The organism is Amycolatopsis solani (genome assembly GCF_033441515.1).
GTDB lineage: Bacteria > Actinomycetota > Actinomycetes > Mycobacteriales > Pseudonocardiaceae > Amycolatopsis > Amycolatopsis solani.
The window spans coordinates 4,145,999-4,171,593 of the sequence record NZ_JAWQJT010000001.1 but is presented as its reverse complement, the minus strand read 5'-3'; the positions used below and the strand labels follow the sequence as shown (position 1 = coordinate 4,171,593).

The window sequence follows — 25,595 nt, the reverse complement described above, 5'->3', positions numbered from 1 at the left end:
AACGAATGTGGCAAAGTCCCGTTCCACCTTCGGGTGACGGGAGGCCGCCATGACCGAGTCCACCGTGCAGGAGCAGCGCCACCGGCTGCCGGTGCGCAAGCTGTTCGCGGCGAGCGCCGGCAACGCGCTGGAGTGGTTCGACTGGACGATCTACGCGACGTTCAGCATCTACTTCGCCGGCGCGTTCTTCCCCTCCGGGAACGACACGCTGGCCCTGATCAACACCTTCGCGACCTACGCGCTGGCGTTCTTCTTCCGGCCGCTCGGCGGCGTCCTGCTCGGGCGCTTCGCCGACACCCGGGGGCGAAAACCCGCCATGATCCTCACCATCCTGCTCATGGCGGGCGGCTCGGTGGCGATCGGGCTGCTGCCGACGTTCGCGCAGGTCGGCTGGCTCGCGCCGATCCTGTTGCTGCTCGCGCGCATCGCCCAGGGCCTGTCGCTGGGCGGCGAGGTGTCCAACGCGTCGGCCTACCTGGGCGAGATCGCGCCCGCGGAACGCCGGGGGCGCTACTCGGCGTTCTTCTACATCTCGACCGGCTCGGCCGTGCTCGTCGCGACCGTCCTCGGCTTCGTGCTCGCGCGGAGCTTGGACAAGGCGCAGCTGACGGCGTGGGGCTGGCGGCTGCCGTTCCTGCTGGGCGGCGTCTTCGGCCTGGTCGGGTTGTGGCTGCGGCGCAGCCTCGCCGAAACCGAGCTGTTCGAGCAGACGAAGGTCAAGGCCCGGAAGATCGAACGGCCGTTGCTGACGACGCTGACGCACCACCCGAAGGCCGTCGTCCGGCTCATCGGCTTCACGATGCTCTCGACCCTTTGCTACTACACCTTCTTCAGCGCGCTCACGTCCTTCGCGGTGAAAACCCGGCACGCCGACGCGGACGTCGTCTTCCTCGCCCTTTCGGTCGGCACGGCGTTGTTCATCGCGTTGCAGTACCCGCTCGGCGCGTTGTCGGACCGGTTCGGGCGGAAGCCGCAACTGCTCGTGTGGTCCGGTGCGACCGCGATCGTCGTCGTCCCGCTGTCCACTTTGATCGGTCCGGGGATCGGGGGCCTGCTCGTCGTGTTCTGCGTCGGGCTCGGGCTGTACACCGCGATGACGTCGATCGCGCCGGCGATCATGAGCGAGCTGTTCCCCACCGAACTGCGCGCGCTCGGGATCGGCGCTTGGTACAACCTGACCGTCGCGGTCTTCGGGGGCACCGCACCGCTGCTCATCACGCTGTTCGGCGCGGTGTCGCAGACGCTCTACTTCTGGTACGTCGCCGTCGGTGCGGCGATCGCGTTCGCGGTGATCCTCACGCTGCCCGAGACCAAGGGCAGCGAGCTGCGGTAACCCCTTCGCGAACGCCGTCGCTGCGCGCGTCCCGGCTGGGGTTGACTACGCTGACGTCGCAAACGCTCGCGCTCGGGCTCTCGCTGCTCGGCATCGAAGCGCCCGAACGGCTATCGCGGAGGCCCCCTTGGAACTGCCCGCCGACCTCGTCGCGTTGCTGCGCGAACCCAGCCTCTGCTTCCTGGCGACGTCGATGCCGGACGGCTCGCCGCAGCTCACCCAGACCTGGGTGGACAGCGACGGGACGCACATCCTGGTCAACACCGTGCTGGGGCACCAGAAGCAGCGCAACATCGAGCGCGACTCGCGGGTGGCGCTCAACGTGGCCGACCGCGACCGGCCGTCGCGGTACTACGCGATCCGCGGGCAGGTCGTCGACACGACCGAGGACGGCGCGGTCGAGCACATCGAGAAGCTGGCGCAGCGCTACCTCGGCGGCCCGTACCCGTGGTGGGGTGGTCGCGATCAGACTCGGCTGCTGCTGACCGTCAAAGCGGACCGGATCACGACGTGATCATCATCGCCGGCTGGCTCGCGGTCGCCCCGGAGGCACGGGACGCCTACCTGGCCGGCTGCGCGGAGGCCGTGCAGCTGGCGCGCGAAGCGCCGGGCTGCCTCGACTACGCGCTGGGCGCCGACCTGCTCGACGACGGCCGGATCACCGTGTACGAACGCTGGGAGTCCGATGAGGACCTCGAGCGCTTCCGCGGGTCCGGGCCGTCGGACGAGCAGTCGGCGCAGATCCTCGACGCCTCCGTGGCGCGCTACCGCATTTCGGCGGTCGAAGCGCCGTGAGCCGCTAGCAGCGTCACCAGTTCACCCGCCAGCCCTTGGCCGATCGGCTCGCGCGTGGCCAGCAGGCGGTACCAGAGCACGCCGAACACGACGTCGAGCACCGTGCCGGGGGCGACACCCGCGGGCAGTTCGCCGCGCTCGCGAGCGCGGTCGACGATCGTGCCGAGTGCTTCGCGCCGGCGGTTCAGGAAGTCTTCGCGGAATCGCTTGCCGAATTCCGGATCGAGTTGCGCCTGCGCCATGAGCGCCCGGAGCGTTTCCGCGACCTGCTCCTTCTCCCCCAGCTCGAACGTGCTGCCCAGGAACCGCTCGAGGTCGGCGCGGAACGACCCCTCGTCGGGGATCGGGATCTGCAGGTCAGCCTTGGTCGCGAGCGCGTCGAGCAGGACGTCGGCCTTCGACGGCCACCAGCGGTAGATCGTCTGCTTGCCGACGCCCGAGCGCGCGGCGATGCCTTCGACGGTCAGCGTGCCGTAGCCCGCCTCCGCGACCAGGTCGAGCGTGGCGGCGAGGATCGCCAGCCGGCTCTGCTCGCTGCGCTTGCGGCCGGGACGGGACTGGTCGGTCATGGGATCCGATGGTACCGTCGATTTCGAAACGAGACGTACCGGTTCGAAATTGGGAACAACGCATGAGCATCGCTCTCGTCGCCGGCGGCACTTCGGGCATCGGCCTGGCGACCGCGCGGCGGCTGCACCGGCAGGGCTACGAAGTCCACCTCACCGGCCGCGGCAAGGAACGCCTGGACGACGTCGCACTGAGCGACCCGCACCTGACCGGCCACCGGGCCGACGGCGGCGACGCCACGGCGATGGCCGCGCTGGCGTCCTCGCTGGGAACGGTCGACGTGCTGGTGGTCAGCCTTTCGGGCGCCGAAGGCATGGGCCCGATCGATTCACTGGACCTCGACGTGCTGCGGCGGGCGTTCGACGCAAAGTTCTGGGCGCACCTGACGACGATCCAGGCCGTGCTGCCCCACCTGGCCGCGAACGGCTCGATCACGCTGCTCAGCGCGATCACCGCGCGGGCGGCGATGCCCGGGACGGCCGGGATCGGCGCCTTGAACGCGGCCATCGAAGCACTGGTCAAGCCGCTGGCGGTGGAGCTGGCACCGCGGCGCGTCAACGCGGTCTCGCCGGGGGTCGTCGACACGGCTTGGTGGAGCGGCTTCCCGGCGGAGGTGCGGGAGGGGTTCTTCGCCCAGACGGCGGCGTCGATCCCGGCACGCCGGGTGGCGACCGCGGACGACGTGGCCGAGGTGGTGGCGCTGGCGGCGACGAACGCCAACCTGACGGGCACGATCCTGGAAGCCGACGGCGGCGCACGCCTGGTGTCGGTGGGCTGAGGCCCGCACTTTCACGTGAAAGTGCGGGGTCTCGGGCGGGTCAGCGGCGCAGGGGGACCAGATCGTCCGCGTGGACGACCTCGCGTCGCTGCTCCTCCGGCAGTTCCGGGGTCGAACGGCCGATCAGGTCCGGGAGTTCCGTCGCGTCGAACGCCACCACGCCACGGGCCACCGCACGGTCCTTCGCGTCCACCAGGTCCACCACGTCGCCGGCCTGGAAGTCGCCCTCCACGCCCGTGATACCCGCTGCCAGCAGGGAACGGCGGCGGCGCACCACCGCCGTCACCGCGCCGTCGTCCAGGCGGAGCCGGCCCGTCGTGTCCGCCGCGTAGCCCAGCCAGAAGCGGCGGGCCGACAGGCGGGTGTCCGCCGGGGCGAAGGCCGTGCCGGGGGAAGCCGTGGTCAACGCCGCCGAGGCTTCCGAAGCCGCGGCCAAGAGAACCGGGATGCCCGCGCCCGCCGCGGTCCGGGCGGCCGCCAGTTTCGAGACCATGCCGCCCGTTCCCAGGCCGGAGCTGGACATGCCGACCGAGATTCCGTCCACATCGGACTCCGAGAGGACTTCGGTCAGCTTGCGGGTCGCGCCGTCCCGGGGGTCACCGTCGTAGAGGCCGTCCACATCGGACAGCAGGAGGAGCGCGTCCGCGCCGATCAGGTGGGCCACCAGGGCGGCCAGGCGATCGTTGTCACCGAAGCGGATTTCCTCCGTCGCCACCGTGTCGTTCTCGTTGACCACCGGGACCGCGCCCAGTGCCAGCAACCGGGAGAACGTGCGCTGCGCGTTGCGGTAGTGCGACCGGCGGACGACGTCGTCGGACGTCAGCAGCACCTGGCCGACCGTCAGCGAAAACCGCCCGAACGATTCGGCGTACGCGTGCGCCAGCGCCAGCTGGCCCACGCTCGCCGCCGCCTGCTGCGTCGCCAGGTCGCGGGGGCGCTTGCCGAGCGAGAGCGGGGCCAGGCCGGCGCCGATCGCGCCCGAGGACACCAGGACGATCTGGGTGTCGCGGGCGACGCGCTCGGCGATCGCGTCGACCAGCGCGTCCAGGCGGGCCACGTCGAGGCCGCTGCCCGCGGTGGTCAGCGCCGACGAACCGACCTTGACCACCAGGCGGCGTGCCGCCGCGATGGCCTGCCGGGTGCCGCTCACTCGCCGTCGTCCAGGCCGTCGAACTCGCCCGTGCCCTCACGGCGGATGCGGCGGGCTTCCTTGCGCTCGGACGCGCCGATCCGGTCGGTGCGCTCCAGGCGGACGTCGGTGCCGCGGCCGGACAGGTGCACCGCGACGCTCGGCGTCGACGGCTCCCACTCGAACTGGACGTCGCCGATCGTGACCGGGCTGCCGGGCCTCGCGCCGAGCTTCGCCAGCTGGTCCTCGACGCCGAGGCGGTCGAGCCGGTCGGCGAGGTAGCCGACGGCCTCGTCGTTGGCGAAGTCGGTCTGGCGGATCCAGCGCTCCGGCCGGGCGCCGCGCACGATGAACGCGCCCTCTTCCTCCGGGTCGACCTCGACGGTGAACCCGGAGTCGTCGACCGCGAGCGGCCGCAGGACGATCTTCTCCGGCTCCAGCACCGGCTGCGCCTCGCGGTACTGCTCGACGACGGCCGCGAGCGCGAAAGTCAGCTCCCGCAGGCCCTTGCGGGACGCCGTCGAGACCTCGAACACCCGCAGGCCGCGCGCTTCCAGCTCCGGCCGGACGAACTCGGCGAGCTCGGCGGCCTCCGGGACGTCGATCTTGTTGAGGACGACGACCCGCGGGCGCTCCTCGAGCTTCCCGCCCAGGCTCGGCGTGTACTTCGCGAGTTCGGCTTCGAGAGCGTCCACATCGGACAGCGGATCGCGGCCCGGCTCGAGCGTGGCGCAGTCGACGACGTGCACCAGCACCGCGCAGCGCTCGATGTGGCGGAGGAAGTCGAGGCCGAGGCCCTTGCCCTCGGACGCGCCGGGGATCAAGCCGGGCACGTCGGCCATCGTGAAGACGGTGTCGCCGCCGGTGATGACGCCGAGGTTCGGCACGAGCGTGGTGAACGGGTAGTCCGCGATCTTCGGCTTGGCCGCGGACAGGACCGAGATCAGCGACGACTTGCCGGCGGACGGGAACCCGAGCAGGCCGACGTCGGCGACCGAACGCAGCTCCAGCGTCAGGTCACGGCTCTCGCCCGGCTCGCCGAGCAGCGCGAAACCGGGTGCCTTGCGGGCCTTCGACGCGAGTGACGCGTTGCCGAGGCCGCCGCGGCCGCCCTGGGCGGCGACGAACGTGGTGCCCGGGCCGATCAGGTCGGCGACCAGCTCGCCGTCGTCGGTGAACACGACGGTGCCGGACGGCACCTTCATGATCAGCGACTCCCCCGCCGCGCCCGCGCGGTTGCCGCCCTGGCCCATCTTGCCGCTGCCCGCCTTGGCGTGCGGGCGGAAGTGGAAGTCGAGCAGGGTGTGCACGTTCGGGTCGACGACCAGCAGGACGTCGCCGCCGTTGCCGCCGTTGCCGCCGTCGGGGCCACCGAGGGGCTTGAACTTCTCGCGGTGCACCGAGGCGCAGCCGTTCCCACCGTCACCTGCGGTCAGGTGGATCACCGCACGGTCCACGAACCGGGACGCCATGACTTGCCTCTTTCACCTGCGGAAGATCGGACACATAAAGAAACGAGGGGTGGCACCGGATATTCCGGCCCACCCCTCGCTCAGAAAGCTACGTCGAAGCCGAAACTCAGACTTCGCTCGGCACGATGTTGACCGTCTTGCGGCCACGCTTCTCGCCGAACTTGACCGCACCGGCGGCCAGGGCGAACAGCGTGTCGTCGCCGCCACGGCCGACGTTCACGCCGGGGTGGAACTTGGTGCCGCGCTGGCGGATCAGGATCTCGCCCGCGTTGACTTCCTGGCCGCCGTAGCGCTTGACGCCGAGGCGCTGCGCGTTCGAGTCACGACCGTTGCGGGAGCTGGAAGCACCCTTCTTGTGAGCCATAGCCCAGTCCTCTTTCTAACTAAGATCCGGAGAAAGTTCTTACAGGGAGATGGCGGTGACCTCGACGCGGGTCAGCTTCTGCCGGTGACCCTGACGCTTGTGGTAGCCCGTCTTGTTCTTGAACTTGTGGATCCGGATCTTCGGACCCTTGGTCTGCTCGACGACCTTGCCGGTGACCGAGACCTTCGCCAGCGCGTCGGCGTCCGTGGTGACATCGCCACCGTCGACGTACAAAACGGCGGGGAGGATGTGCTCGGTGCCCGGCTCGCCCTCGAGCTTCTCGACCTCGACGACGTCGCCGACGGCCACCTTGTACTGCTTGCCGCCGGTCTTGACGATCGCGTACGCCGACACGGAAGTCTCCTGCATTGCTCGACAATGGGTGGGGGCCCGCGCGATCGGCCCACCTGAACTACGGCGGTCCTGAACTCGCGCAGCGACCTGCTCTGGTGGCAGGCCGTACTACAGGTTACGTGGGGTGCCCCGGCGCGTTACCACCGGGGTCCCCCTAATGCATCACTGACTCTGGTCCGAGGCGTGCACCGGCGGGCCCGCGGGCCGCGATGCTGCCCGGCGCGGACGGCGCCGGGTGGAGCGCACGGCCGGTTCGGGCACGCTGACCTCGGGTTCGGCGACCGGCTGAGCGGCCTCCGAAGACTCGTTGACCGGCTCTTCCGCCGATTCGGGCGCCGGCGACGCCTCGACCGCGGGCTCCTCGTCCTGCGGCACCGGGGCCTCGTCCGCTTCGGTGGTCACCGGGATGTCGGCGACCTCCAACGCGGGCTCAGCGGGCGGCTCCGCCGTCACCGGCGTCTCGTCCGCCTCGGTGGTGGCCGGGATGTCCGCGACCTCCCTGGCGGGCTCCGGGACCGGCCCGTTGCCGTTCACGGCGCCGTGGTCGTGGTCCTTGACGGCCTTCGACGCGTTCGCCATCGCCGCCACCGCCGACGCGATCGACTCGCGCTGCTCCGGCGACGGGACGGCGTGCACCTCGGCCTTGGCGGCTTCGGCCTGCTCCTTGGCGGCCTCCTCGCCCTTGCCGCGGCCGCGCGACCGGCGGGAGCTCTTCTCCCCGCCGCCGCCACCGTTGCCGCCGTTGCCGTTCCCGCCCTGGGACGGGCCCGAACCGCCGCCGGTGCGCTGCACCTCGGTCGAGACGAGCACGCCCCGGCCCTTGCAGTGCTCGCACGGCGTCGAGAACGCCTCCAGCAGGCCGGTGCCGATCTTCTTGCGGGTCATCTGGACCAGGCCGAGCGAGGTGACCTCGGCGACCTGGTGACGCGTGCGGTCGCGGCCGAGGCACTCGGTGAGGCGGCGCAGCACCAGCTCGCGGTTCGACTCGAGCACCATGTCGATGAAGTCGATGACGATGATGCCGCCGATGTCCCGCAGCCGGAGCTGGCGGACGATCTCCTCCGCCGACTCCAGGTTGTTGCGGGTCACCGTCTCCTCGAGGTTGCCACCCGATCCGGTGAACTTGCCGGTGTTGACGTCGATGACCGTCATCGCCTCGGTGCGGTCGATGACCAGGTAACCACCGCTCGGCAGCCAGACCTTGCGGTCGAGGGCCTTGGTGATCTGCTCGTCGATCCGGTGGTCGGCGAACACGTCACCGGTGCCGGTGTAGCGCTTGACCCGCTCGGTCAGCTCCGGTGCGACGTGGCGGACGTAGTCGTTGATGGTCTCCCACGACCGGTTGCCCTGGATCTCCAGCTTGGCGAAGTCCTCGGTGAAGAGGTCACGCACGACCTTGACCAGCAGGTCGGGCTCTTCGTAGAGCATGGTCGGGGCGCCGCCCTTCTTGCCGGAACCGGCGGCGGCCTTCTCCTTGATGACGTCCCACTGGGCCTTCAGGCGGTCGACGTCGCGGCCCAGCTCCTCCTCGCCGATGCCCTCGGAGGCGGTGCGGATGATGACGCCCGCGTCCTCCGGGACGATCCGCTTGAGGATGTCCTTGAGCCGGCGGCGCTCGTTCTCCGGCAGCTTGCGGGAGATGCCGGTGGCGCCGCCCGCGGGGACGTAGACGAGGAAGCGGCCGGGCAGCGAGATCTGCGTGGTCAGCCGGGCGCCCTTGTGCCCGACCGGGTCCTTGGTGACCTGGACCAGCACGGAGTCGCCGGTGGACAGCGCTTGCTCGATCTTGCGGGCCTTGCCCTCGAGCCCGGCGGCGTCCCAGTCGACCTCGCCGGCGTAGAGCACGGCGTTGCGGCCGCGGCCGATGTCGATGAACGCGGCTTCCATGCTCGGCAGCACGTTCTGGACGCGGCCGAGGTAGACGTTGCCGACGATCGAGCCGGAGCCCGACTGCGTCACGAAGTGCTCGACCAGCACGCCGTCTTCGAGCACGCCGATCTGCGTCGAGTCGCCCTTTTCGTTCACGACCATCGTGCGCTCGACCGACTCGCGGCGGGCGAGGAACTCGGCCTCGGACAGGATCGGGGCGCGGCGGCGGCCCGCCTCGCGGCCGTCGCGGCGGCGCTGGCGCTTGGCCTCCAGGCGGGTCGACCCGCGGACGCTGCGCACCTCGTCGCGCGCCGGGCGCTCGGGCTGCTCGGCCTTGGCCTGGCGGACGTGCGTGACGGTGTTGGGCGGGTCGTCGGTGCCCTCGGCGTCGTCGCCGTCCGAGCCCTTGCGGCGACGGCGGCGGCGACGGCGCTTGCTGCCGCCTTCGCCCTCGTCGTCGTCGGACTCCGCGGCCGGGCCGGCGGCTTCCTCGGCCTCTTCGGCGTCCGCTTCGGGCTTTTCGTCCCCGTTGCGGCCCCGGCGGCGCGGCTGCTCTTCGGCCTGGTCGTCGTCGTTCTCGGTGCCTTCTTCGCCACCTTCGGCGCCCTTGCCGCGGCCCCGGCCGCGGCGGCCACGGCGGCGGCGACGGCGGCTGCCGGCGTCCTCGTCGTCGTCCCCGTTGTCGGTGGCGGGGGTGGTGTCTTCGGCTTCGTCCGCGGCGGCTTCGGGCTCCGGGCGGCGCTCGGGACGGGGTTCCGGGCGGAGCTCCGGCTCGGCGAACGGGTCGGCCGGCTTGCGGGCCGGCTTGACCGCGCGCTCGGACGGCTCCGGCGGCAGGAAGACCGGCGACGGCGCGGCGAAGACCGGCAGGTGGGCGCGGGTCTTCTGCCGCGGGCGCGGCTTCTCGGCCTCGGCGGACGGCGCGTCGGACGCCGGGGAAACCTCGGCCGGCGCCTGGTTCTGGGGCTGGCCGGCGTCGCCGCGGGTGCGGCCGGGCTGGCCCTGGTCGGCGTTGCCCCGGCCGCGGCGGGTGGTCCGGCCCTGGTCGGTGTCGGCCTGGCCTCGGCCGGTGACCCGGCCCTGGTCGGCGGTCTGGCCGGCGTCGGACTGGCCTCGGTCCGTGAGCCGGGCCTGGTCGAGGGCCTGACCGGCGTCGGACTGGGCGCGACCGGTGGGCCCGCCCTGGTCGGCGGCCTGGCCGGCGTCGGACTGGCCTCGGCCGGTGGTCCGGCCCTGGTCGGCGTCGGACTGGCCGCGGTCCGCGGCGGGGGCCTGACCGGCGTCAGCCTGGCCTCGGCCCTGGTCGGCGTCGGTCTGAGCGGCCGTCGCTTCCTCGGGCGCCGGCTGGCCGCCGGCGAAGGCCTCGCCCACCTTGAGCGCCACTTCCCTGGTCACGCTCGACTGTGCGCTGCGCACGCTTTCGCCCAGCTCGGCGAGCTTGGCGAGGATGTCCCGGCTGTGCGACTCGAGCAGCTTGGCCAGCGCGTGCACCCGGATCCGGGCGGGCAGGTCGGCCAGCGGGCCGGTCGTGGGTGTGGCGGGATTCCCGCCGGTGTGCTCGGCGGGTGTTTCCGCGTTCGACATGTGTCTCCTCCGCCCCCGGGCGCGTCTGCCGATTCGCACCGGCAGGGACGCGGCCGCGCAGGGGCCCCTTTCTGTTCGTTCCGCCGTGGTGGTCACCAGCGGCGGGAATCCTTGCCCGACGACCGGGCGCCGCACCACCGCTTCCGATGGGGCGCAACCCGGTCAAAGGTCTGCTCGGCGGCGTGCGTGACCCACTCGCGGCCCCCGGGCCGCCCGCCACGTCGTCCAGCCGCCCGGTTCACGGGCGGCGACGCGTAGCGGGAGTTCATGCACATCACCGGGCCGAAACACCGCGGGCAGCACCTCTCACGTGCGCCCCGCGGCCCAGCGGCCACTGCGAGTATCCCACACCGGGTGACCACTCCGGTGTACTCGGTACCTCCCGCAGGCGTCCGGGCGCGCCGCGGGGGCCACCGGCCGGGCGAACTTGGCCGCAGCGCTTGTCCGCCGGGCACCGGGTGGCTACCGTGCGGCTCGGGGTGGCCGGAGAGATCGCGCGCACCGGCACCCGCGGTACCTGCATCCGGTGGGAGGTCCGGTGTCCCTGCTGGCGCGGCCGCTGCGGGCGGCCGTGTGCACCGTCCTGGTGCTTTCGGGATGCGTCACCGCCGGTCCGGCGGTGGCCGCCGAGCCCGGTTGCGCCCACGGGCGGTCCCTGCGCTACGTCGTCACCTTCGACCGCGGCACCACCGAGTCCTCGGCCCGCGGGCAGATCACCGGCGCGTGCGGCGCCACCACCGTGTACTACCCGCAGATCGCCGTGGCGGTCGCCACCTCCGGCGACCCGGGCTTCGGCGAGCGGGTCGGGCTCGACCGGGCGTTCAGCGCCCAGGCCGAGCGGCTGGCCGCGCAGCGCGCCACGGACGCGGTGAAACCCCAGCCCGCGCGGGCGGCGCTGCCCCGTACCGACCCCGCGAAGGTGCCCACCACGGACTTGAGCGCGCAGCAGTGGGACATGCGGATGATCAACGCGGGCCGCGCGCGCGGCTTCTCGGACGGCAGCCGCGACGTCGTCGTCGGCGTGCTCGACTCGGGCGTCGACCCGGACCACCCGGACCTCGCCGCCGCACTCGACCCGGACGACTCGGCCGGCTGCCTGACCGGCGCTCCCGACCGCGCGCCCGCGGCCTGGACGCCGACGACGTCGGTGCACGGGACGCACGTGGCGGGCATCATCGCCGCGGCCGACGACGGGCGGGGTGTGACCGGTGTGGCGCCCGGGGTGCGAGTGGCGTCGGTGAAGGTGATCGACGACCGCGGCTACGCCGACCCGGAAGCCGCGGTGTGCGGGCTGATGTGGGCGGCGTCCCGGCACATGCGGCTGACGAACAGCAGCTTCTTCGTGAACCCGTGGACGCTCTCGTGCATCCGCGGCAACGACCGCGGCGTGGTGCACGAGGCACTGGCGCGCGCGGTGGAGTACAGCACGTCGGCGGGCACGCTGAACGTCGCGGCGGCGACCAACGAAGCCGTCGACCTGACCCCCTCGGCGCGATCCGGCTCACCGGGCGCGGGCAGCGGCTGCGAAGCACTGCCGGCCGGGCTGCGGGACGTCGTCGCGGTGTCGGCCGTGGGGTCGGACCGGGTGAAGGCGGGCTACAGCTCGTACGGGCTGGGCGTGATCGACGTCACGGCGCCGGGTGGCGAGACGGGCGAGTGCGTCCTTTCGACGGTGCCGGGCGGGTACGCGCCGCTGTGCGGGACGTCGATGGCCGCGCCGCACGTGACCGGGGTGCTGGCGCTGCTGGCGTCCCGCGACCCCGGCGCGCGGCCACGGCAGCTGCGCCGGACGCTCGACGCGCAGGCGACGCCGATGGCGTGCCCGGCCGACTACGACTTGACCGGCGACGGGACGCAGGACGCGTACTGCGCCGGGTACGAGGGTTACAACGGGTTCTACGGGCACGGGATGGCGGACGCGCTGGCGGCTGTCGCACCGGCGGGACGGCCGGACCCGGCTCGGTGAGCGCCGGCGCCGCGGGGTGTCGCGAATGAGTCATTGGGGACGCCGGAGGTCCCGAATGAGTCATTCGCGACCTTGCTCGGGCGGCCGCTGGTCGTCACGTCAGGAGCAGCTTGGCGATGCGGCGCGTCGACGCCCAGAGGCCCACCCCTCCCAAGACCAGCAGGTACGCCAGGTTGATCAGCATCGAGCCGGAGAGCAGGCCCGTCGCCAGGCCGCGCATCAGCTCGATCGCGTGGTAGAGCGGGAGGCAGCGGACCACCCACTGCAGCGGCTCCGGGTACACCGACAGCGGGAAGAACGTCGTCGCGAACAGGAACATCGGGGTCAGGGCCAGCTGGATGTAGTCGAACTGGGCCGTCGAGCGCACGAACGTCACCAGCGCCATGCCGATCGCCGAGAAGGCCAGGCCGACCAGTAGCGCCGCCGGGACCATCAGCAGGGCCCACCACGACGCCAGCAGGCCCATCGCCGCCGCGATCGCCAGGAACGCCACCGCGTAGAGGCCGCCGCGGGTGATCGCCCAGCCGATTTCGCCGAGAGCGACGTCCAGGGGGCCGATCGGGGTGGCCAGCATCGCGTCGTACAGCTTCGCGTAGCGCAGCTTGAAGAACAGGTTGTACGTCGATTCGAAGACCGCGCCGTTCATCGCCGACGTCGCCAGCAAGGCCGGGGCGACGAACGCGACGTAGCTCATCGGCCGCCCGTCCGGGCCGGCCACCTCGCTGACCAGCGTGCCGAAGCCGAGCTGGAACGCCAGCAGGTACAGGAACGGCTCGGCCGCGCCGGACAGGAAGATCAGCCAGTTGCCGCGGTAGACCATGACCGAGCGCTCGACGAGCGTGCGCGCACGGCCGGCGTACAGCCCGGGTGGCAGCACCCGCAGCAGCAGCCCGGCGCGGCGCGGTGGGGCCTGGACGCTCACCATCAGACCACCAGCCTCCGGTAGAAGGCCCGGTGCGCGAGCGCCCACCCGGCCGCGAACAACGCCGCGAGCACCGCGAAGTGGCCGAGCATCGCCCAGCCGCCGACCCCGCCGATGCTGACGCCGCGGGCCAGCTGCGTGCCGTGCCACAGCGGCGAAAGCCAAGCCAGCCAGCGGATCGCGGCCGGCAGCTGGGTGATCGGGAAGAACGTGCCGGAGAACAACGTCATCGGCATCACGACGAAGCGGAAGATCAGCCCGAAGCGCTGGCCCTCGTCGGACGTCCGCGCGGCGAGCGCGGCCATCGGCGTGATGCAGGCGAGCCCGGTGACGGTGCCCGCCAGGATCACCAGCAGCACCCCCGGCCCGGTCCAGGCGCCGAAGAACAGCGCGACGAACGCGTAGATCGCGCCCGCCAGCGTCAGCCGCATCGCCGACCAGATCAGGTGGCCGCCGAACACCTGGCCCGGGGACACCGGGGTCGCCGTGACGGCGAGGTAGTCCTTCTGCCACTTGAACCCCGACAGCACGGGGTAGCTCGATTCGCCGACCGCCTGCTGCGCCGCGCCGGCGGCGAGCAGGGCGGGTGCGATGTAGTGGAGGTAAGACAGGCCGCCGGTGACGCTGCCCGGCCGGACCTGCGAGCCGAAGCCGAGCCCCATCGCGGCGAGGAACAGCACCGGTTGCAGGCCGGTGGAGTACAAAGTGGACACCCAGTGGCGGCGGTACCAGGTCCAGTAGCCCTCGACGCGCAGCCACGCGCCGTGCCACTTGCCGACCACGCGGCCGGTCGATTCGACGGTGGTCACGGGCGCCGCCCGGGGGTTGCGGTGTGGCAGGGGCGGGCCAAGCCGGTCGCCGCTCGGGGCGGTGCAGGAGTTCTCGTCGGCATCAGTCCACCAGCGTCCGGCCGGTCAGCCGCAAGAAGACGTCCTCCAGTGAACTCCGGCGCACCAGGCTCGACAGCGGGCGCACCCCGCGGGCGTGCGCGTGCTCCAGGGCCGCTTCGCCGTCGTCGCTGTACAACAGCACCCGGTCCGGCAGGATCTCCACGCGCTGCGCCAGCTCCTCGACCTGCTGAGCCGCCGCAGCCTGGTCCCCCGACGCGAAGCGCAGCTCGACGACCTCGCGGGTCGAGTAGCGCTTGATCAGGTCCGATGGTGAGCCCTCCGCCGCGATGCGGCCGTGGTCCATCACCACCAGCCTGTCGCAGAGTTGCTCGGCCTCGTCCATGTAGTGCGTCGTCACGATCAGCGTCGTGCCCTGGGCCTTCAGGCGGAACAGCCGGTCCCACAGCAGGTGCCTGGCCTGCGGATCCAGGCCCGTCGTCGGCTCGTCGAGCAGCAGCAGCTCCGGGTCGTTGACCAGCGACCGCGCGATCGTCAGCCGCCGCTTCATTCCGCCGGAGAGGGGGTCGACCTTGTCGTCGGCGCGGTCCGTCAGCTGCGCGAACTCCAGCAGTTCCTCGGCCTTGCGCCGGGCCGCCGCCCGCGACAGGCCGAAGTACCTGGCGTAGATCACCAGGTTCTCCCGGACCGTCAGTTCGACGTCCAGGTTGTCCTGCTGCGGCACCACGCCCAGGCGCGCGCGGATCCGCGGCCCGGCGACCTCCGGGTCGGCGCCGAGCACGCGCAGATCGCCGTCGGTGCGCGGGGACACGCACGCGATCATCCGCATGGTCGACGACTTGCCCGCGCCGTTGGGCCCGAGGAAGCCGAACGCCTCCCCGCGCCGCACCTCGACGTCGATGCCGCGCACCGCCTCGAACCCGCCGAAGCGCTTCACCAGTGCTTTGGCCTGCACCAGTGCCGGTTCCCGGTCCTCCGATTCGTCCACACCCCCGACCATACGAGCGGGCACCGACAAAAACCGAACGGATTAGCCGCGCACGGTGACGACCAGCGTGCCCGTCACCCCGTTGACCGTCACCGAGAGCCGCGCGACGCCCGGCCGCAACGCCGTCAGCACGCCCGTGGCGGGATCGAACGCGACGACGCCCCCGCCGACCGACCAGTCCGCGCTCACCGGGTAGGACACCGGCACGTCCCGCGTGCCTTGCCGCAGCGAAGCGCTGACGACCGCGCGTTCACCGCGGGCCAGCGAAGACGGCCCGGACACCGTCAGCGCGTCGACGTTCGGCCGCGTCTCGAAGCGCACCGGCTGGGCGCGGTCGACCGGGTCGACGCGCAGCAGCGTCCAGCCGACGAACCCGCCGTCGCCCGGCGCGGCCGCGGGTGCCTTGCCCGAGTTGCCGTTGACCAGGTACGGCACGCCGTCCACGCGGGACAGCGAGAACACGCCGGCGTGCGAAGCCACCGAGGCGGCGGGTTTGCCGGACGCCTGCTCGAACCCGGTCAGCCACTGGGTCAGCAGCGTGGCTTCCTTCCGGTCGCCGAGCTGCGAATTCCCGGTCGGGCTGGGGTCCTTCACCGGGTGGTGCATGGCGACGACGACCCCGCGCACGGACCGGTCCGCCGCCGCCGAGTCGAGCGCCGAGCGCAGCATCCGGACCTGGTCGAACCCGCCCGCCCGCAGCGAGCCCCGCGAGGAATCCATGAGCACCAGCCGGATGCCGTGCACGTCGACGACGCGGTGGGTCTCCCCGAAGACCGCCTGGAAGTTGGCGAGCCCGTTGCCCGCCTCGGCCTCGTGGTTGCCCGGCACGTAGTACCAGGGCACCTTGCCGTCGAGCTCGTCGGCGATCACCTGACGGGCCAGCGCGAAGTCGGGCGCCGTCCCCCGGTCGACGAAGTCGCCGTTGATCAGCACCAGGTCCGGCTTCGCGGCGACGGCTTCGCGCAGCGCCCGCCGGGCCTGGGCGACCAGCGGGCCGGCCGGGTCGTCCGCGGTGAACTGGGCGTCGCTGACCACCGCGACGCGCAGGCCGCCGGTCAGCACGCCGTCGGTGACCAGCGCGGGGTCGCGCGGGGCCGGGTCGGCGGGCACCGAAGTGGTCGGCGCCACCTCGAACGTCAGGTCGTCGAACACCAGCCGGCCTTCGTACTGCTGGTCCGGCACGTTTTCGACGGCGTAGAACCGCGCGAGGCGCTGACCGTCGGGCAGCCCGGCCGGGACCGCGGCCGTGACGTACCGCCAGCCCGTCCAGTCCACGCTCAGCGAAAGGTCCACGACGGACGCCACGTTCGCGGCGTCGCGCAGTTCGGCCCGCAGCCACGCGCCCTTGCCGTCGCCGTTCACCCACAGCCCGATCTTCTGGGTGCCGGCCGGGACGGCGAGCGGCGCGGACGGCGTCACGTAGGCCGCGCGGGTGGCGTTCGTGCCGGTCAGCCGGTAGTCGAGCGCCAGACCGGCCCCGCCGTCGCGCCCGGGTGCCGCCGACAGCGCCGCGCCGACGACCGCCGGGAACACCGTCGCCGTCCAGCCCGCCGGGCCGTCCAGCGGGGCGGCGACCTGCGGCACGGTGCCCACCGAAGCGGCCAGGTGCGTGGTGAAGCCCGCGGCCGACGCGGTGATCGCGGTCGCCCCGGACGCGGTCAGCGCGGTCACCGCGTACCCGTCGCCCGACGGCTCGACGCGCACGACGGAGTGGTCGTAGTCGAGCTTGACGTCGTCGGGCTCCAGCCAGGTGCCGTAGCCGTCGGCGTCGTAGCCGTAGACCTTGAACGTGCTCTTCGCCCCGGCGGCCGACAGCGCGACCTGCTCGGTGCTGGTGCCCAGCCGGACCGGCATGCCCAGCACGGAAAGCGTCGTCTTCCCGGACGCGCGGCCGGACTTCGCGAAGACGTCGACGGACCCCGCGCTGTGACCGGTCACGACCCCGCGGGTCACGGTGGCCCGCCGGAGGTCGGACGTCGCCCAGTGCGGCTCGGCCGCCACCGCGGCGCCGGTTTCGTCGTGGCCGTCGGCGACCAGGCGCCGGGTCAGGCCGGCCAGCACGCGGTTCGCGTCCGCTGTCGCCACGGCGGTCGCCGGGGAGAACGCCGTCAGCTTGCCGCTGCCCGGCACGGTCGCGAAGCCGATGCCGTTGGGCACCAGGCGTTCCCCGCCGTCGGACGGCGAGTTCCGCACACTCGGCGCGGCCTCGCCCTCGGTGCGCGCCAAGAGCGTCGAGGACCCGCCGCCGTCGAGGTTGATCGCGTCGTCGGCGCCGAGGTTCTTCATGTGCCGGGCCAGTTCCAGCTCGGTCAGGCCGCGGCTGTCGGCCTGCCGTCCGTCCACAGTGGCCAGCCAGAGCCGCTTGCCGTCGGCGGAGAAGCCGACCGCGGTCCGCGGGTGCATGGCCACGTTGTCGACGGGCTGCACGACGCCGTCGCGGACCAGGACTTCGTTGCCGCCCACCGCGACCGCGATCTTCCCGGCGTCCGAGCGGGGCGCGTAGGTGACGCCGACCTGGTCACCCGGTTCGAGCGCGGCGAGCGCGTCCGCGCCGGCTTCGCGGGCCAGCAGCAGCGTGGTGCCCGCCGCGATCGGGCCACTCGCGGGTTGCTCGCGCACGGCGGTGACGACCCCGTCGCGGAGCTCGACCTCGCGCACCCGCGTGGCCCCGGCCACCGAAGTCGCGCGCCCGGAAGCACCCCACAACGGCGTGTAGACGCCGATCGCGTCCGTGCCGAGGACCGGGCTGTTGAAGTTCGTGGCCTTCGCCGTGCCGCCCGGCAGCGTCACGGTGGCCTCGAGGAAGACCGAAGCCAGCCGCGCCTTGCCCTCGTCGGTGATCGACGCGGTGAGGTTGTGGCCGGCGGCGGGCGCGGTCTGCAGCTGCCCGCCGTCGATGCCGACGCCGATCGGGGCGCCGGTGGCGTTGATGTCGAAGAAGTCGCCGTTGACGCCGGCGACCGCGCCCGCGCGCGCGACCTGCTGCGAGAGCGGTGTGCGCGCGGAAACCGTGCCGGGGCTGAGGTACGTGGGCTTCAGGACCTTGCTGCCCAGGTCGACGGCGAGGGTGTCGCCGCGGATCCAGCCCGCCGGGTCGAACCGGTCGAACTGGGTGAGGCTCAGCCCGGGCGCGACCTCGGTGGTCGCGCTGCCGGTGACGAGCCCGTCGTCGGGGTCCGCGGCGGCGAAGGCGGCCGGGCCTTCGTGGGCCGAGGACGCGGCGGGCGCGGCCTCGACCGGCGGCGTGCCGAGCGGCGCTCTGAGCGGGTCGGCGTGGGCGGGAGCGGCGAACACCGTCGCGGCCAAGGCGACGAACGGCAGCACCGTGCGTGACTTCTTCACCAGGTACCCCAGTATCGAGTGAGCGTGGGCCGGATCAGCACAGCGCAGTGGCACGGCCGACGGAAGACTTCCCGGTGAACGCCGCCTGAATGGTCTAGAACACCATCACGGCGTGAGGGGCGCGGCGAGCAGCGCGGCCGCGGCGTCGCCGGTCGTCCGCGGCGCAGGTCCGGTGCGCTTCCACAGCCGCAGCAGGAGATCGCGGGCCGGCGCTTCGACGGTCGCGCCGTCGGCGGCCGGGCCGAGCGCGGGCGGTTCGCCGGGGTGCACGGTCCAGACGTCGCCGGTGTCGGTGGCGCGCAGAGAGACCGGGCCCGGGAGCACGGGCACGGGGTGCCAGCGCGTGACACGGGGCAGCATCGCGCCGAGGACCTCGTCGACGCCGTCCGCGGCGATCGCCGGGTCGAGGACGTGCGCACTCCCGGCGTCGAAGAGGTGGACGGCGGTCTCGTGCACCTGGCGGCGGAACCAGAACGCCTTCGTCTTTTCCGTGCCGCCGAAGTGCCAGCAGCGGTCCCCCGGTTCGGCCGCTTCGAGCGTGTCGAGCAGGAGCCGCGCGCTTTCGGCGTACCAGGACGGCAGATCGGCGCCGGCTTCGAAGTCGTCGGGCTGGGGTTCGCCCGTCCGGACGACGGCGGCGACCCAGCGGTGGATGCTCCCGAGGTGCGCGCCGAGGTCGGCGAGCGTCCAGTCACCGCAGTCGGGCACCTTCGCGGCCGGGTCGCCGGTGCGCAGGGCGTCGGCGAACGCGCCCGTCAGCTCCCGCAGCACGGGCAGGTAGTCGCGGGCGGGCAACGGCATCGTGGTCATCGGCGCTCCGGGCGGGTGCCGGGGCCACGCTCGCGCGTGGCCCCGGGGTCGATCACAGGTCGGGGAACCAGAGCTTCAGCTCGCGCTCGGCCGACTCCGGCGAGTCCGAGCCGTGCACCAGGTTGTACTGGGTCTCCAGCGCGAAGTCGCCGCGGATGGTGCCCGGGGTGGCCTTCTCGACCGGGTCGGTGCCGCCGGCCAGCTGCCGGAACGCGGGGATCGCGCGCGGGCCTTCGACGGCGAGCGCGACGACCGGGCCCGAGGTGATGAACTCCAGCAGCTCGCCGAAGAACGAACGCTCCTTGTGCTCGGCGTAGTGCTCCTCGGCCAGCGCCTGCGGCACGGTCCGAAGTTCGACGGCGGCGAGCTTGAGGCCCTTGCGCTCGATCCGCGAGATGACCTCGCCGACGAGGCCGCGCGCGACGCCATCGGGCTTGACCAGGACCAGCGTGCGTTCAGTCACGACGGTGTTTCTCCTTGTTGCGGTTTGGGTCGGTGCGCGTGAGCGTAGCCGGACCCGGTGAACGGCCGGGGCGGAGGTCGCGAATGAGTCATTCGCGACCTCCGGCGAGCTGGTGGGCCGGGCCGAGATCACGGGTCCGAAAGTCGTGAAAGACCCTTTCATCGTGTCCGGCGACGGGCATCCGCCAAGTCGTAGGTCCCGCTGTGCTGAAGGGGACGTTGCCGGCATGTGGCGTGCTGAAGGGGACTTTCCTGTCATGTGATGACAGCAAAGTCCCCTTCAGGACACCGCGAGCGGCGGGACCGGCCCGGGGTACCGGACCACACCCCGACCGGCCGGGTCCGCTGTCTTGAATGAGTCATTCAGGACGCCGGAGGTCCTGAATGACTCATTCAAGACATCCGCGGGAGTCGAACCGAGCCGATCAGCGGCCCTGCGGGTGCAGCTTCTTGGACCACAGCGAAGCTCCCGTGGCATCGCGCAGGTCCACCGTCAGATCACCACTCACGCCGTCGACGTTCAGCTCGCCGAAGTGCTGGAAGCCGTCGATCGGGGCCGTGTTCGCGGTCGGTGGGGCGTGCACGAACACCGCCTGCGGGCCGAACGTCGGGTCCAGCTGGTTGGGGCCGAACGCGCCCGCGTTGAGCGGTCCGGACACGAACTCCCAGAACGGGTCGAAGTCCTGGAAGGCCGCGCGGTCGGGTGAATAGTGGTGCGCCGCGGTGTAGTGGACGTCCGCGGTCAGCCAGACGACGTTGCGGACACGGCGGCGCTGGATCTCGCGCAGCACCCACGCCAGCTCGGTCTCGCGCCCGCCCGGCGCGCCCGGCAGGTTGTTCGCCACCGCTTCGATGTCCTTCCCGTCCGGGACGACCAGGCCGAGCGGCATGTCCGCCTGGACGATCTTCCACGTCGCCGTGCTGCGGCCGAGCGCGTCGGCCAGCCAGCGGGCCTGCCGGTCGCCCAGGATGTAGCCGGGCTTGGTCTGGTCCGCGGTGTTCGCGTTGCGGTAGGTCCGCATGTCCAGCACGAAGACCTCGACGCGCGAGCCGTAGGTGAAGCTGCGGTAGACGCGGCCGTCGACGGCCCGGCGGGAGTCGATCGGATGCCATTCGTGGAACGCCTGGTACGCCCGCGGTGCGAGGACGTCGGTGCGCTTCTCGGTGTAGGCCGGGTTGTCGAGGATCTCGCCCGGGTACCAGTTGTTCGAGACCTCGTGGTCGTCCCATTGGACATAACTGGGAACCTGCGCGGCGAACCGGCGGAAGTTCTCGTCGAGCCGGTTGTACGCGTGCTGGCCGCGGAACTCGTCCAGCGTCTCCGCGACCTTCGACTTCTCCGCCGTGACGACGTTGCGCCAGGTCCGGCCGCCGGGCAGGGCCACGGTTTCGGTAAGCGGGCCGTCGGCGTACACCGTGTCGCCGCTGTGCAGGAACAGGTCGGGGTGCCGGGCGGCCATTGCCGAGAAGATCGTCATCCCGCCCAGTTCGGGGTTGATGCCCCAGTTCTGGCCGACGACGTCGCCGGACCAGACGATCCGGGTGTCGCGGCGGCCGAGCGGGGCCGTGGCGAAGCGGCCGGTCAGCGGCTCGCTCGTGGCGCGCCCGTCCAGGGACTCCGCCGTCACGCGGTAGTGGTACTCCGTGCCCGGCTGCAGGGCGGCGACGCGGACCTGCCCGGTGCCGCCGGTGGCCGGCCCGGCGAGGGGGCCCGGCACGCGGCGGGCGTGCCGGAACGACGGGTCGCGCGCGATCTCGACGGCGAGCCGCGACGGGCGGTCCGCGCGCGACCAGACGATCGCCGAGCCGGGGGTGACGTCGCCGGACTGGACGCCGTGGGTGAGCACGGGGCGGTCGCGGCGGACGAGCGGGACCGCGGCGAAAGCCGTCGAAGGCAGCACGAGCGTGGCGGCGGCGCCGGTCAGGCCGGCCTTGAGCAACGTACGGCGGGAGTGGTGGGTCATGCGCGGTTTCTATCCCGCCCCGGCCAACGCGGGATGGCGTGCGGGTGAACGGATATCGGGGGTTTCCCCCATCCCCGGAGGTGCTCGCCGTCGGTAGCGTGGCGATCACGACAAGGGGGTCAGATGAGTCCATTCAGGAAAACCCTGGCGATGCTGACGACCGCGCTCGCCGTCACCACACTGGGGACCGGCATCGCGGAAGCGGGCCAGGAAAAAGCCGTCCTCCGCTACACCGAACACGGGATCCCGCACATCGTCGCCCGGGACTTCACCGGGCTGGGCTACGGGTACGGCTTCGCGGCGGCGACCGACAACGTCTGCGAGCTCGCGAACATCTACCTGACGGTGAGCGCGCAGCGGTCGAAGTACCTCGGCCCGGACGGGGACGGCTACCCGTCGCTGTCCGAGGCCGGGAACAACCTGCACAGCGACCTGTTCTTCCAGCGCATCAACGATTCGGGGATCGTCGACCGGCTGGCCGCGCAGCCCGCGCCGCAGGGACCGCAGCCCGAGGTCCGGCAGATCGTTTCCGGCTACGTGAAGGGCTTCAACGCCTACCTGGCGCGCACCGGCCGGTCCGGCATCTCCGACCCGGCCTGCCGCGGCGCGGACTGGGTCCGGCCGATCACCGAGCAGGACTTCTACCGGCACTTCTACGCCATCGCGATCACCGGAGGCCAGGGCGTGGTCACCGAAAGCCTGTTCACCGCACCGCCGTCCGGGCCGACGCCGGCCCCGGGCACGGCCGGGCAGCTGTCGGCCCAGGTCCGGCAGGCGCTCGGCGGGAGTGGGCTGGGCAGCAACGGCATCGCGATCGGCGCGGACTCCACCGCGTCGGGGCGGGGCAGCGTGCTGCTCGGCAACCCGCACTACCCGTGGCAGGCCGGGCGCCGGTTCTGGCAGAGCCAGCTGACCATCCCGGGCCGGTTCGACGTTGCCGGCGCGAGCCTGCTCGGCATGCCCTTCGTCCAGATCGGGCACACCGCCGACGCGGCCTGGACGCACACGGTGTCCACACCGGTCACGTTCGGGCTCTTCGAAGTCCCGCTGCAAACGGGCGATCCGACCACGTACCTCGTCGACGGCAAGCCCGAGAAGATGACGTCGGCCGGCGTCACGGTCCAGGTGCGCCAAGCCGACGGCTCGGTGACGCCGGTCAGCCGGACGTTCTGGTCGACGCGGTACGGGCCGGTGCTGGGCGACTTCCAGGGCATCCCGCTGCCGTGGACGGCGAAATCGGCGTACGCGGTGCGCGACGCGAACGCGACGAACCTGCGCGGGCTGAACACGTGGTTCGAGCTCGACCAGTCCCGCAGCACGGCCGACGTCGTCCGCGCGCTGAGCCGCACCCAGGGCGTCCCGTGGGTCAACACCATCGCCACCGACCGGGCCGGCAACGCGCTCTACGCCGACATCCAGGTGGTCCCGCACGTCACCGACGAACACGCGAAGGCGTGCAGCACCCCGTTGGGGCAGGGGACGTTCGATCAGGTCGGACTGGCCATTTTGGACGGTTCGAAGTCGGCGTGCCAGTGGGGTTCGGACCCCGGCGCGATCGAGCCGGGCATCTTCGCGCCGTCGCGGCTGCCGCAGCAGCAACGCCGTGACTACGAGCTGAACGCCAACGACAGCGCCTGGCTCGCCAACGCGAAAGCACCGATCACGGGCTACCCGCACATCGTCGGCGATCTCGGCACCGAACGCTCGCCGCGCACCCGGGAGGCGTTGCTGACCGCGGAAAAGGGCGGCTTCACGACCGAGTCGATGAAAAAGATGCTCTTCGCCGACCACAGCCTGTTCGCCGACCTCACGGCAGCGGACCTGGCGAAGCTGTGCGTGTCCTTCCCGGACGGGCAGGCGCCGTCGTCGTCCGGCCCGGTGCCCGTCGGGGCGGCGTGCGCCGCGCTGGCGAGCTGGGACCACACCTACACCCTGGACACCCGCGGTTCGCTGCTGTTCCAGCGGTTCGCCGCCCGGCTCGGCACCGTGGACCGGTTCGTGGTGCCGTTCGACGCGAAGGCTCCGCTGACGACGCCGAACACGCTCAACGTCACCGATGCCGCCGTGCGGAAGGCGTTCGGCGACGCGCTCGTCGAGCTGCGCACGGCCGGGCTCCCGCCGGACGCGAAGCTGCGGGACGGCCAGGCCGTCACCCGCAACGGCGAACGCATCCCGATCCACGGCGCGCAGGGCTTCCTCGGCGTGCTGAACGTGATGACGCCGGTGTGGGACCCGGCGCGCGGCAACGCCGAGGTGGCGCACGGGTCGAGCTACGTCCAGGTGGTCGGGTTCAGCGGGCACGGGTGCCCGGACTCGTCGACGTTGCTCACGTACTCGCAGTCGTCGAACCCGAAGTCGCCGTACTTCAGCGACCAGACGAAGCTCTACAGCCGCGGCGAGTGGGTCAAGGGCCGCTTCTGCGAGGCGGACATCCTGCGCTCCCCCGCGCTGCGGATCGTCGTGCTGCGCTGAGTCCCCGGCGGAGGCGGGCGCTCAGCCGCCCGTCTCCGCCGCCAGCGCGCGCAGGTCGGCGAAGGCCTCGTCGAGGTGCTCGTCCAGGCCGCGCGCGGATTCCTCGATCCACGCTCCGGCCGCGTGGTGGAAGGTGAGCCAGCCGACGTGCGCGGCCAGCGCGGCCGTCCGGTCGGCGACGCCCCGCGCGCGCAGCGCCGCCGCCAGTGCGTCGCTCATCGCCGCGGCCTTGGCCAGATCGCGCTCCCGCAACGCCGGGGTCGCCGCGATGACCGCGAGCCGCGGTTCGGCGAACGGCCGGTTGCCCTCGATGATCCGCCCGGCCTTCCGGAACGCGCGGATCAGGACTTCGAGCGGCGGCAGCCCGTCGGGCGCCGCGGTCACCGAAGCCGTCAGGTCCGCCCGAAGGGTGGCTTCGCCGTCGAAGAGCACTTCGCGCTTGTCCGGGAAGTGCCGGAAGAACGTGCGCTCGGTGACGCCGGCCCGCGCGGCGATCTCGGCCGTGGTGGTCTGGTCGAACCCGCGTTCCCGGTACAGCTCGAGCGCGGCCTGCTGCAGGCGGCGACGCGCTTCTTCTCCACTCCGGGGCACCTCGTCAGCTTACCTGTAGCGACAGTCGCTGACACTACGAGGTAGAGTTCGTAGCGTCAGTCACTGTCACCAACCGGGAGATGCCTTCATGCACGTCTTCGTCACCGGTGGTTCCGGCCTCACCGGACCCGCCGTCGTCACCGAGCTGATCGCGGCCGGCCACACCGTCACCGGCCTCGCGCGCTCCGACGCCTCCGCCGCCCGGCTGGAGTCGCTGGGCGCCACCCCGCACCGGGGCTCACTGGAGGACCTCGACAGCCTGCGGACCGGCGCCGAAGCCGCCGACGCGGTGCTGCACATGGCTTTCGGGGGCGACTTCACCGACCTCGAGGACATGACCCGCCGCGACCGGACCGCGATCGAGGCGCTCGGCGCGGTCCTGGTGGGTTCGGGCCGGCCGTTCGTCAGCACGTCCGGCACGCTGGTCATGCCCGCCGGCCGGGAAAGCACCGAGCGGGACGAGCCCGACGCGGCCGGGCTGGCCGCCTTCCGGATCGCGGGCGAGCGGGCCTGCCTGGACTTCGCCGGGCGTGGCGTGCGGGCGAGCGTCGTCCGGCTCGCGCCGACCGTCCACGGTCCCGGTGACCACGGCTTCATCGCCTGGCTCGTGGACACCGCGCGCAAGACCGGGCAGTCGGCCTACGTCGGCGACGGCGCCAACCGCTGGCCCGCGGTGCACCGGCTCGACGCGGCCGTCGTCTTCCGCCTGACCCTGGAGGGCGCGCCGGCCGGGAGCGTGCTGCACGCGACCGCGGAGAACGTGCCGTTCCGGCGCATCGCGGAGACGATCGGGCGCGGCCTCGGCGTGCCGGCGGTTTCGCTGACCCCGGAGGAAGCCGCCGGGCACTTCGCCAGCCCGTTCATCGCCCGGGCCTACGGCACCGACGCGCCCGTCTCCAGCGCGTTCACCCGGGAGCTGCTCGGCTGGTCACCCCGCCATCCGACGCTGCTCGACGACGTGGCGGACGGCGACTACCTGTAGGAC

21 protein-coding genes and 1 pseudogene are annotated in these 25,595 nt (G+C 72.4%); 8 read left to right on the top strand and 14 right to left on the bottom strand.

Features of this window, described 5'->3' with window-relative positions; translation table 11 throughout:
* The first annotated feature begins 49 nt into the window (after window positions 1-49).
* From SD460_RS19260 to SD460_RS19250, 4 genes and pseudogenes are all read left to right on the top strand, one after another.
* The gene (locus tag SD460_RS19260) at window positions 50-1,333 is read left to right on the top strand and encodes an MFS transporter (RefSeq protein WP_290060641.1); all 1,284 of its coding nucleotides are present in this window, start codon (window positions 50-52) and stop codon (window positions 1,331-1,333) included.
* Window positions 1,252-1,434 (top strand): annotated as a pseudogene (locus SD460_RS46980) (hypothetical protein); the annotation flags it as partial. The gene SD460_RS19260 and the pseudogene SD460_RS46980, both read left to right, overlap by 82 nt.
* A 26-nt stretch (window positions 1,435-1,460) precedes the next feature.
* Complete coding sequence (locus tag SD460_RS19255; protein WP_318306467.1) at window positions 1,461-1,847, top strand: PPOX class F420-dependent oxidoreductase; 387 nt, start codon at window positions 1,461-1,463, stop codon at window positions 1,845-1,847.
* Complete coding sequence (locus SD460_RS19250) at window positions 1,844-2,128, top strand: putative quinol monooxygenase (protein WP_290060644.1); 285 nt, start codon at window positions 1,844-1,846, stop codon at window positions 2,126-2,128. The genes SD460_RS19255 and SD460_RS19250 overlap by 4 nt, the downstream gene beginning before the upstream one ends.
* On the opposite strand, the gene SD460_RS19245 is transcribed toward SD460_RS19250, so the two are convergent.
* Window positions 2,098-2,697: a TetR/AcrR family transcriptional regulator gene (locus SD460_RS19245; protein WP_318306466.1), complete on the bottom strand. Its 600-nt coding sequence runs from the start codon at window positions 2,695-2,697 to the stop codon at window positions 2,098-2,100. The genes SD460_RS19250 and SD460_RS19245 overlap by 31 nt on opposite strands.
* Before the next feature lie 62 nt (window positions 2,698-2,759).
* On the opposite strand from SD460_RS19245, the gene SD460_RS19240 reads away from it, so the two are divergent.
* Window positions 2,760-3,473 carry an SDR family oxidoreductase gene (locus SD460_RS19240; protein ID WP_290060648.1) on the top strand — a complete coding sequence of 238 codons (714 nt, stop codon included), beginning with the start codon at window positions 2,760-2,762 and terminating at the stop codon, window positions 3,471-3,473.
* A gap of 40 nt (window positions 3,474-3,513) precedes the next feature.
* Here SD460_RS19240 and proB read toward each other — a convergent pair whose 3' ends face one another.
* From proB to SD460_RS19215, 5 genes are all read right to left on the bottom strand, one after another.
* On the bottom strand, window positions 3,514-4,623 hold the full coding sequence (gene proB / locus SD460_RS19235; RefSeq protein ID WP_290060649.1) for a glutamate 5-kinase: 1,110 nt from the start codon (window positions 4,621-4,623) through the stop codon (window positions 3,514-3,516).
* Window positions 4,620-6,074: a GTPase ObgE gene (gene obgE / locus SD460_RS19230; RefSeq protein ID WP_290060651.1), complete on the bottom strand. Its 1,455-nt coding sequence runs from the start codon at window positions 6,072-6,074 to the stop codon at window positions 4,620-4,622. The genes proB and obgE overlap by 4 nt, the downstream gene beginning before the upstream one ends.
* A 106-nt stretch (window positions 6,075-6,180) precedes the next feature.
* Window positions 6,181-6,438 (bottom strand): 50S ribosomal protein L27, encoded by a 258-nt coding sequence (gene rpmA, locus SD460_RS19225; protein WP_290060653.1) that lies wholly within the window; start codon window positions 6,436-6,438, stop codon window positions 6,181-6,183.
* A 39-nt stretch (window positions 6,439-6,477) separates the two neighbouring features.
* Complete coding sequence (gene rplU, locus SD460_RS19220) at window positions 6,478-6,792, bottom strand: 50S ribosomal protein L21 (RefSeq protein WP_003067132.1); 315 nt, start codon at window positions 6,790-6,792, stop codon at window positions 6,478-6,480.
* 162 nt (window positions 6,793-6,954) lie between these two features.
* A complete protein-coding gene (locus SD460_RS19215) occupies window positions 6,955-10,245 on the bottom strand; it encodes a translation initiation factor IF-2 N-terminal domain-containing protein (protein WP_318306465.1) in 3,291 nt (1,096 codons plus the stop codon).
* A gap of 538 nt (window positions 10,246-10,783) precedes the next feature.
* Between SD460_RS19215 and SD460_RS19210 the strand changes: the two genes are divergently transcribed.
* Complete coding sequence (locus tag SD460_RS19210; RefSeq protein ID WP_318306464.1) at window positions 10,784-12,211, top strand: S8 family peptidase; 1,428 nt, start codon at window positions 10,784-10,786, stop codon at window positions 12,209-12,211.
* Between the two features lie 94 nt (window positions 12,212-12,305).
* Here the strand turns inward: SD460_RS19210 and SD460_RS19205 are convergent, their stop codons facing one another.
* The 7 genes from SD460_RS19205 to SD460_RS19175 all read right to left on the bottom strand — a co-directional run bounded on the left by SD460_RS19205 (window position 12,306) and on the right by SD460_RS19175 (window position 21,547).
* Window positions 12,306-13,136, bottom strand: a complete 831-nt coding sequence (locus SD460_RS19205) for an ABC transporter permease (RefSeq protein WP_290062848.1) — start codon at window positions 13,134-13,136, stop codon at window positions 12,306-12,308.
* The gene (locus tag SD460_RS19200) at window positions 13,136-13,942 is read right to left on the bottom strand and encodes an ABC transporter permease (RefSeq protein ID WP_290062847.1); all 807 of its coding nucleotides are present in this window, start codon (window positions 13,940-13,942) and stop codon (window positions 13,136-13,138) included. The genes SD460_RS19205 and SD460_RS19200 overlap by 1 nt, the downstream gene beginning before the upstream one ends.
* A gap of 82 nt (window positions 13,943-14,024) precedes the next feature.
* Window positions 14,025-14,981: an ABC transporter ATP-binding protein gene (locus tag SD460_RS19195; RefSeq protein WP_290062849.1), complete on the bottom strand. Its 957-nt coding sequence runs from the start codon at window positions 14,979-14,981 to the stop codon at window positions 14,025-14,027.
* Between the two features lie 30 nt (window positions 14,982-15,011).
* Window positions 15,012-18,293 carry a phosphodiester glycosidase family protein gene (locus tag SD460_RS19190; RefSeq protein ID WP_318306575.1) on the bottom strand — a complete coding sequence of 1,094 codons (3,282 nt, stop codon included), beginning with the start codon at window positions 18,291-18,293 and terminating at the stop codon, window positions 15,012-15,014.
* Window positions 18,294-18,416: 123 nt separating this feature from the next.
* Entirely contained in the window at window positions 18,417-19,121 is a 705-nt protein-coding gene (locus SD460_RS19185) for a maleylpyruvate isomerase family mycothiol-dependent enzyme (RefSeq protein WP_290062941.1), read from the bottom strand.
* A 52-nt stretch (window positions 19,122-19,173) separates the two neighbouring features.
* The gene (gene ndk / locus SD460_RS19180; protein WP_318306463.1) at window positions 19,174-19,584 is read right to left on the bottom strand and encodes a nucleoside-diphosphate kinase; all 411 of its coding nucleotides are present in this window, start codon (window positions 19,582-19,584) and stop codon (window positions 19,174-19,176) included.
* 424 nt (window positions 19,585-20,008) lie between these two features.
* Entirely contained in the window at window positions 20,009-21,547 is a 1,539-nt protein-coding gene (locus SD460_RS19175; RefSeq protein ID WP_318306462.1) for an alkaline phosphatase D family protein, read from the bottom strand.
* Between the two features lie 123 nt (window positions 21,548-21,670).
* Here SD460_RS19175 and SD460_RS19170 point away from each other — a divergent pair, with 123 nt between their 5' ends.
* Window positions 21,671-24,019: a penicillin acylase family protein gene (locus tag SD460_RS19170; protein ID WP_290055230.1), complete on the top strand. Its 2,349-nt coding sequence runs from the start codon at window positions 21,671-21,673 to the stop codon at window positions 24,017-24,019.
* Between the two features lie 21 nt (window positions 24,020-24,040).
* Here the strand turns inward: SD460_RS19170 and SD460_RS19165 are convergent, their stop codons facing one another.
* A complete protein-coding gene (locus SD460_RS19165) occupies window positions 24,041-24,610 on the bottom strand; it encodes a TetR family transcriptional regulator (protein WP_290055232.1) in 570 nt (189 codons plus the stop codon).
* Between the two features lie 88 nt (window positions 24,611-24,698).
* Between SD460_RS19165 and SD460_RS19160 the strand changes: the two genes are divergently transcribed.
* Window positions 24,699-25,592 (top strand): SDR family oxidoreductase, encoded by an 894-nt coding sequence (locus SD460_RS19160; protein ID WP_318306461.1) that lies wholly within the window; start codon window positions 24,699-24,701, stop codon window positions 25,590-25,592.
* The last annotated feature ends 3 nt before the right edge of the window (window positions 25,593-25,595 follow it).

Excerpts from the sequence above, each read along its gene's own strand:
- SD460_RS19260 (WP_290060641.1), top strand. The coding sequence starts at position 50 with ATGACCGAGTCCACCGTGCAGGAGCAGCGCCACCGGCTGCCGGTGCGC.
- SD460_RS19245 (WP_318306466.1), bottom strand. The coding sequence starts at position 2,697 with ATGACCGACCAGTCCCGTCCCGGCCGCAAGCGCAGCGAGCAGAGCCGG.
- SD460_RS19240 (WP_290060648.1), top strand. The coding sequence starts at position 2,760 with ATGAGCATCGCTCTCGTCGCCGGCGGCACTTCGGGCATCGGCCTGGCG.
- obgE (WP_290060651.1), bottom strand. The coding sequence starts at position 6,074 with ATGGCGTCCCGGTTCGTGGACCGTGCGGTGATCCACCTGACCGCAGGT.
- rpmA (WP_290060653.1), bottom strand. The coding sequence starts at position 6,438 with ATGGCTCACAAGAAGGGTGCTTCCAGCTCCCGCAACGGTCGTGACTCG.
- SD460_RS19215 (WP_318306465.1), bottom strand. The coding sequence starts at position 10,245 with ATGTCGAACGCGGAAACACCCGCCGAGCACACCGGCGGGAATCCCGCC.
- SD460_RS19205 (WP_290062848.1), bottom strand. The coding sequence starts at position 13,136 with ATGGTGAGCGTCCAGGCCCCACCGCGCCGCGCCGGGCTGCTGCTGCGG.
- SD460_RS19195 (WP_290062849.1), bottom strand. The coding sequence starts at position 14,981 with ATGGTCGGGGGTGTGGACGAATCGGAGGACCGGGAACCGGCACTGGTG.
- SD460_RS19185 (WP_290062941.1), bottom strand. The coding sequence starts at position 19,121 with ATGACCACGATGCCGTTGCCCGCCCGCGACTACCTGCCCGTGCTGCGG.
- SD460_RS19175 (WP_318306462.1), bottom strand. The coding sequence starts at position 21,547 with ATGACCCACCACTCCCGCCGTACGTTGCTCAAGGCCGGCCTGACCGGC.
- SD460_RS19170 (WP_290055230.1), top strand. The coding sequence starts at position 21,671 with ATGAGTCCATTCAGGAAAACCCTGGCGATGCTGACGACCGCGCTCGCC.
- SD460_RS19160 (WP_318306461.1), top strand. The coding sequence starts at position 24,699 with ATGCACGTCTTCGTCACCGGTGGTTCCGGCCTCACCGGACCCGCCGTC.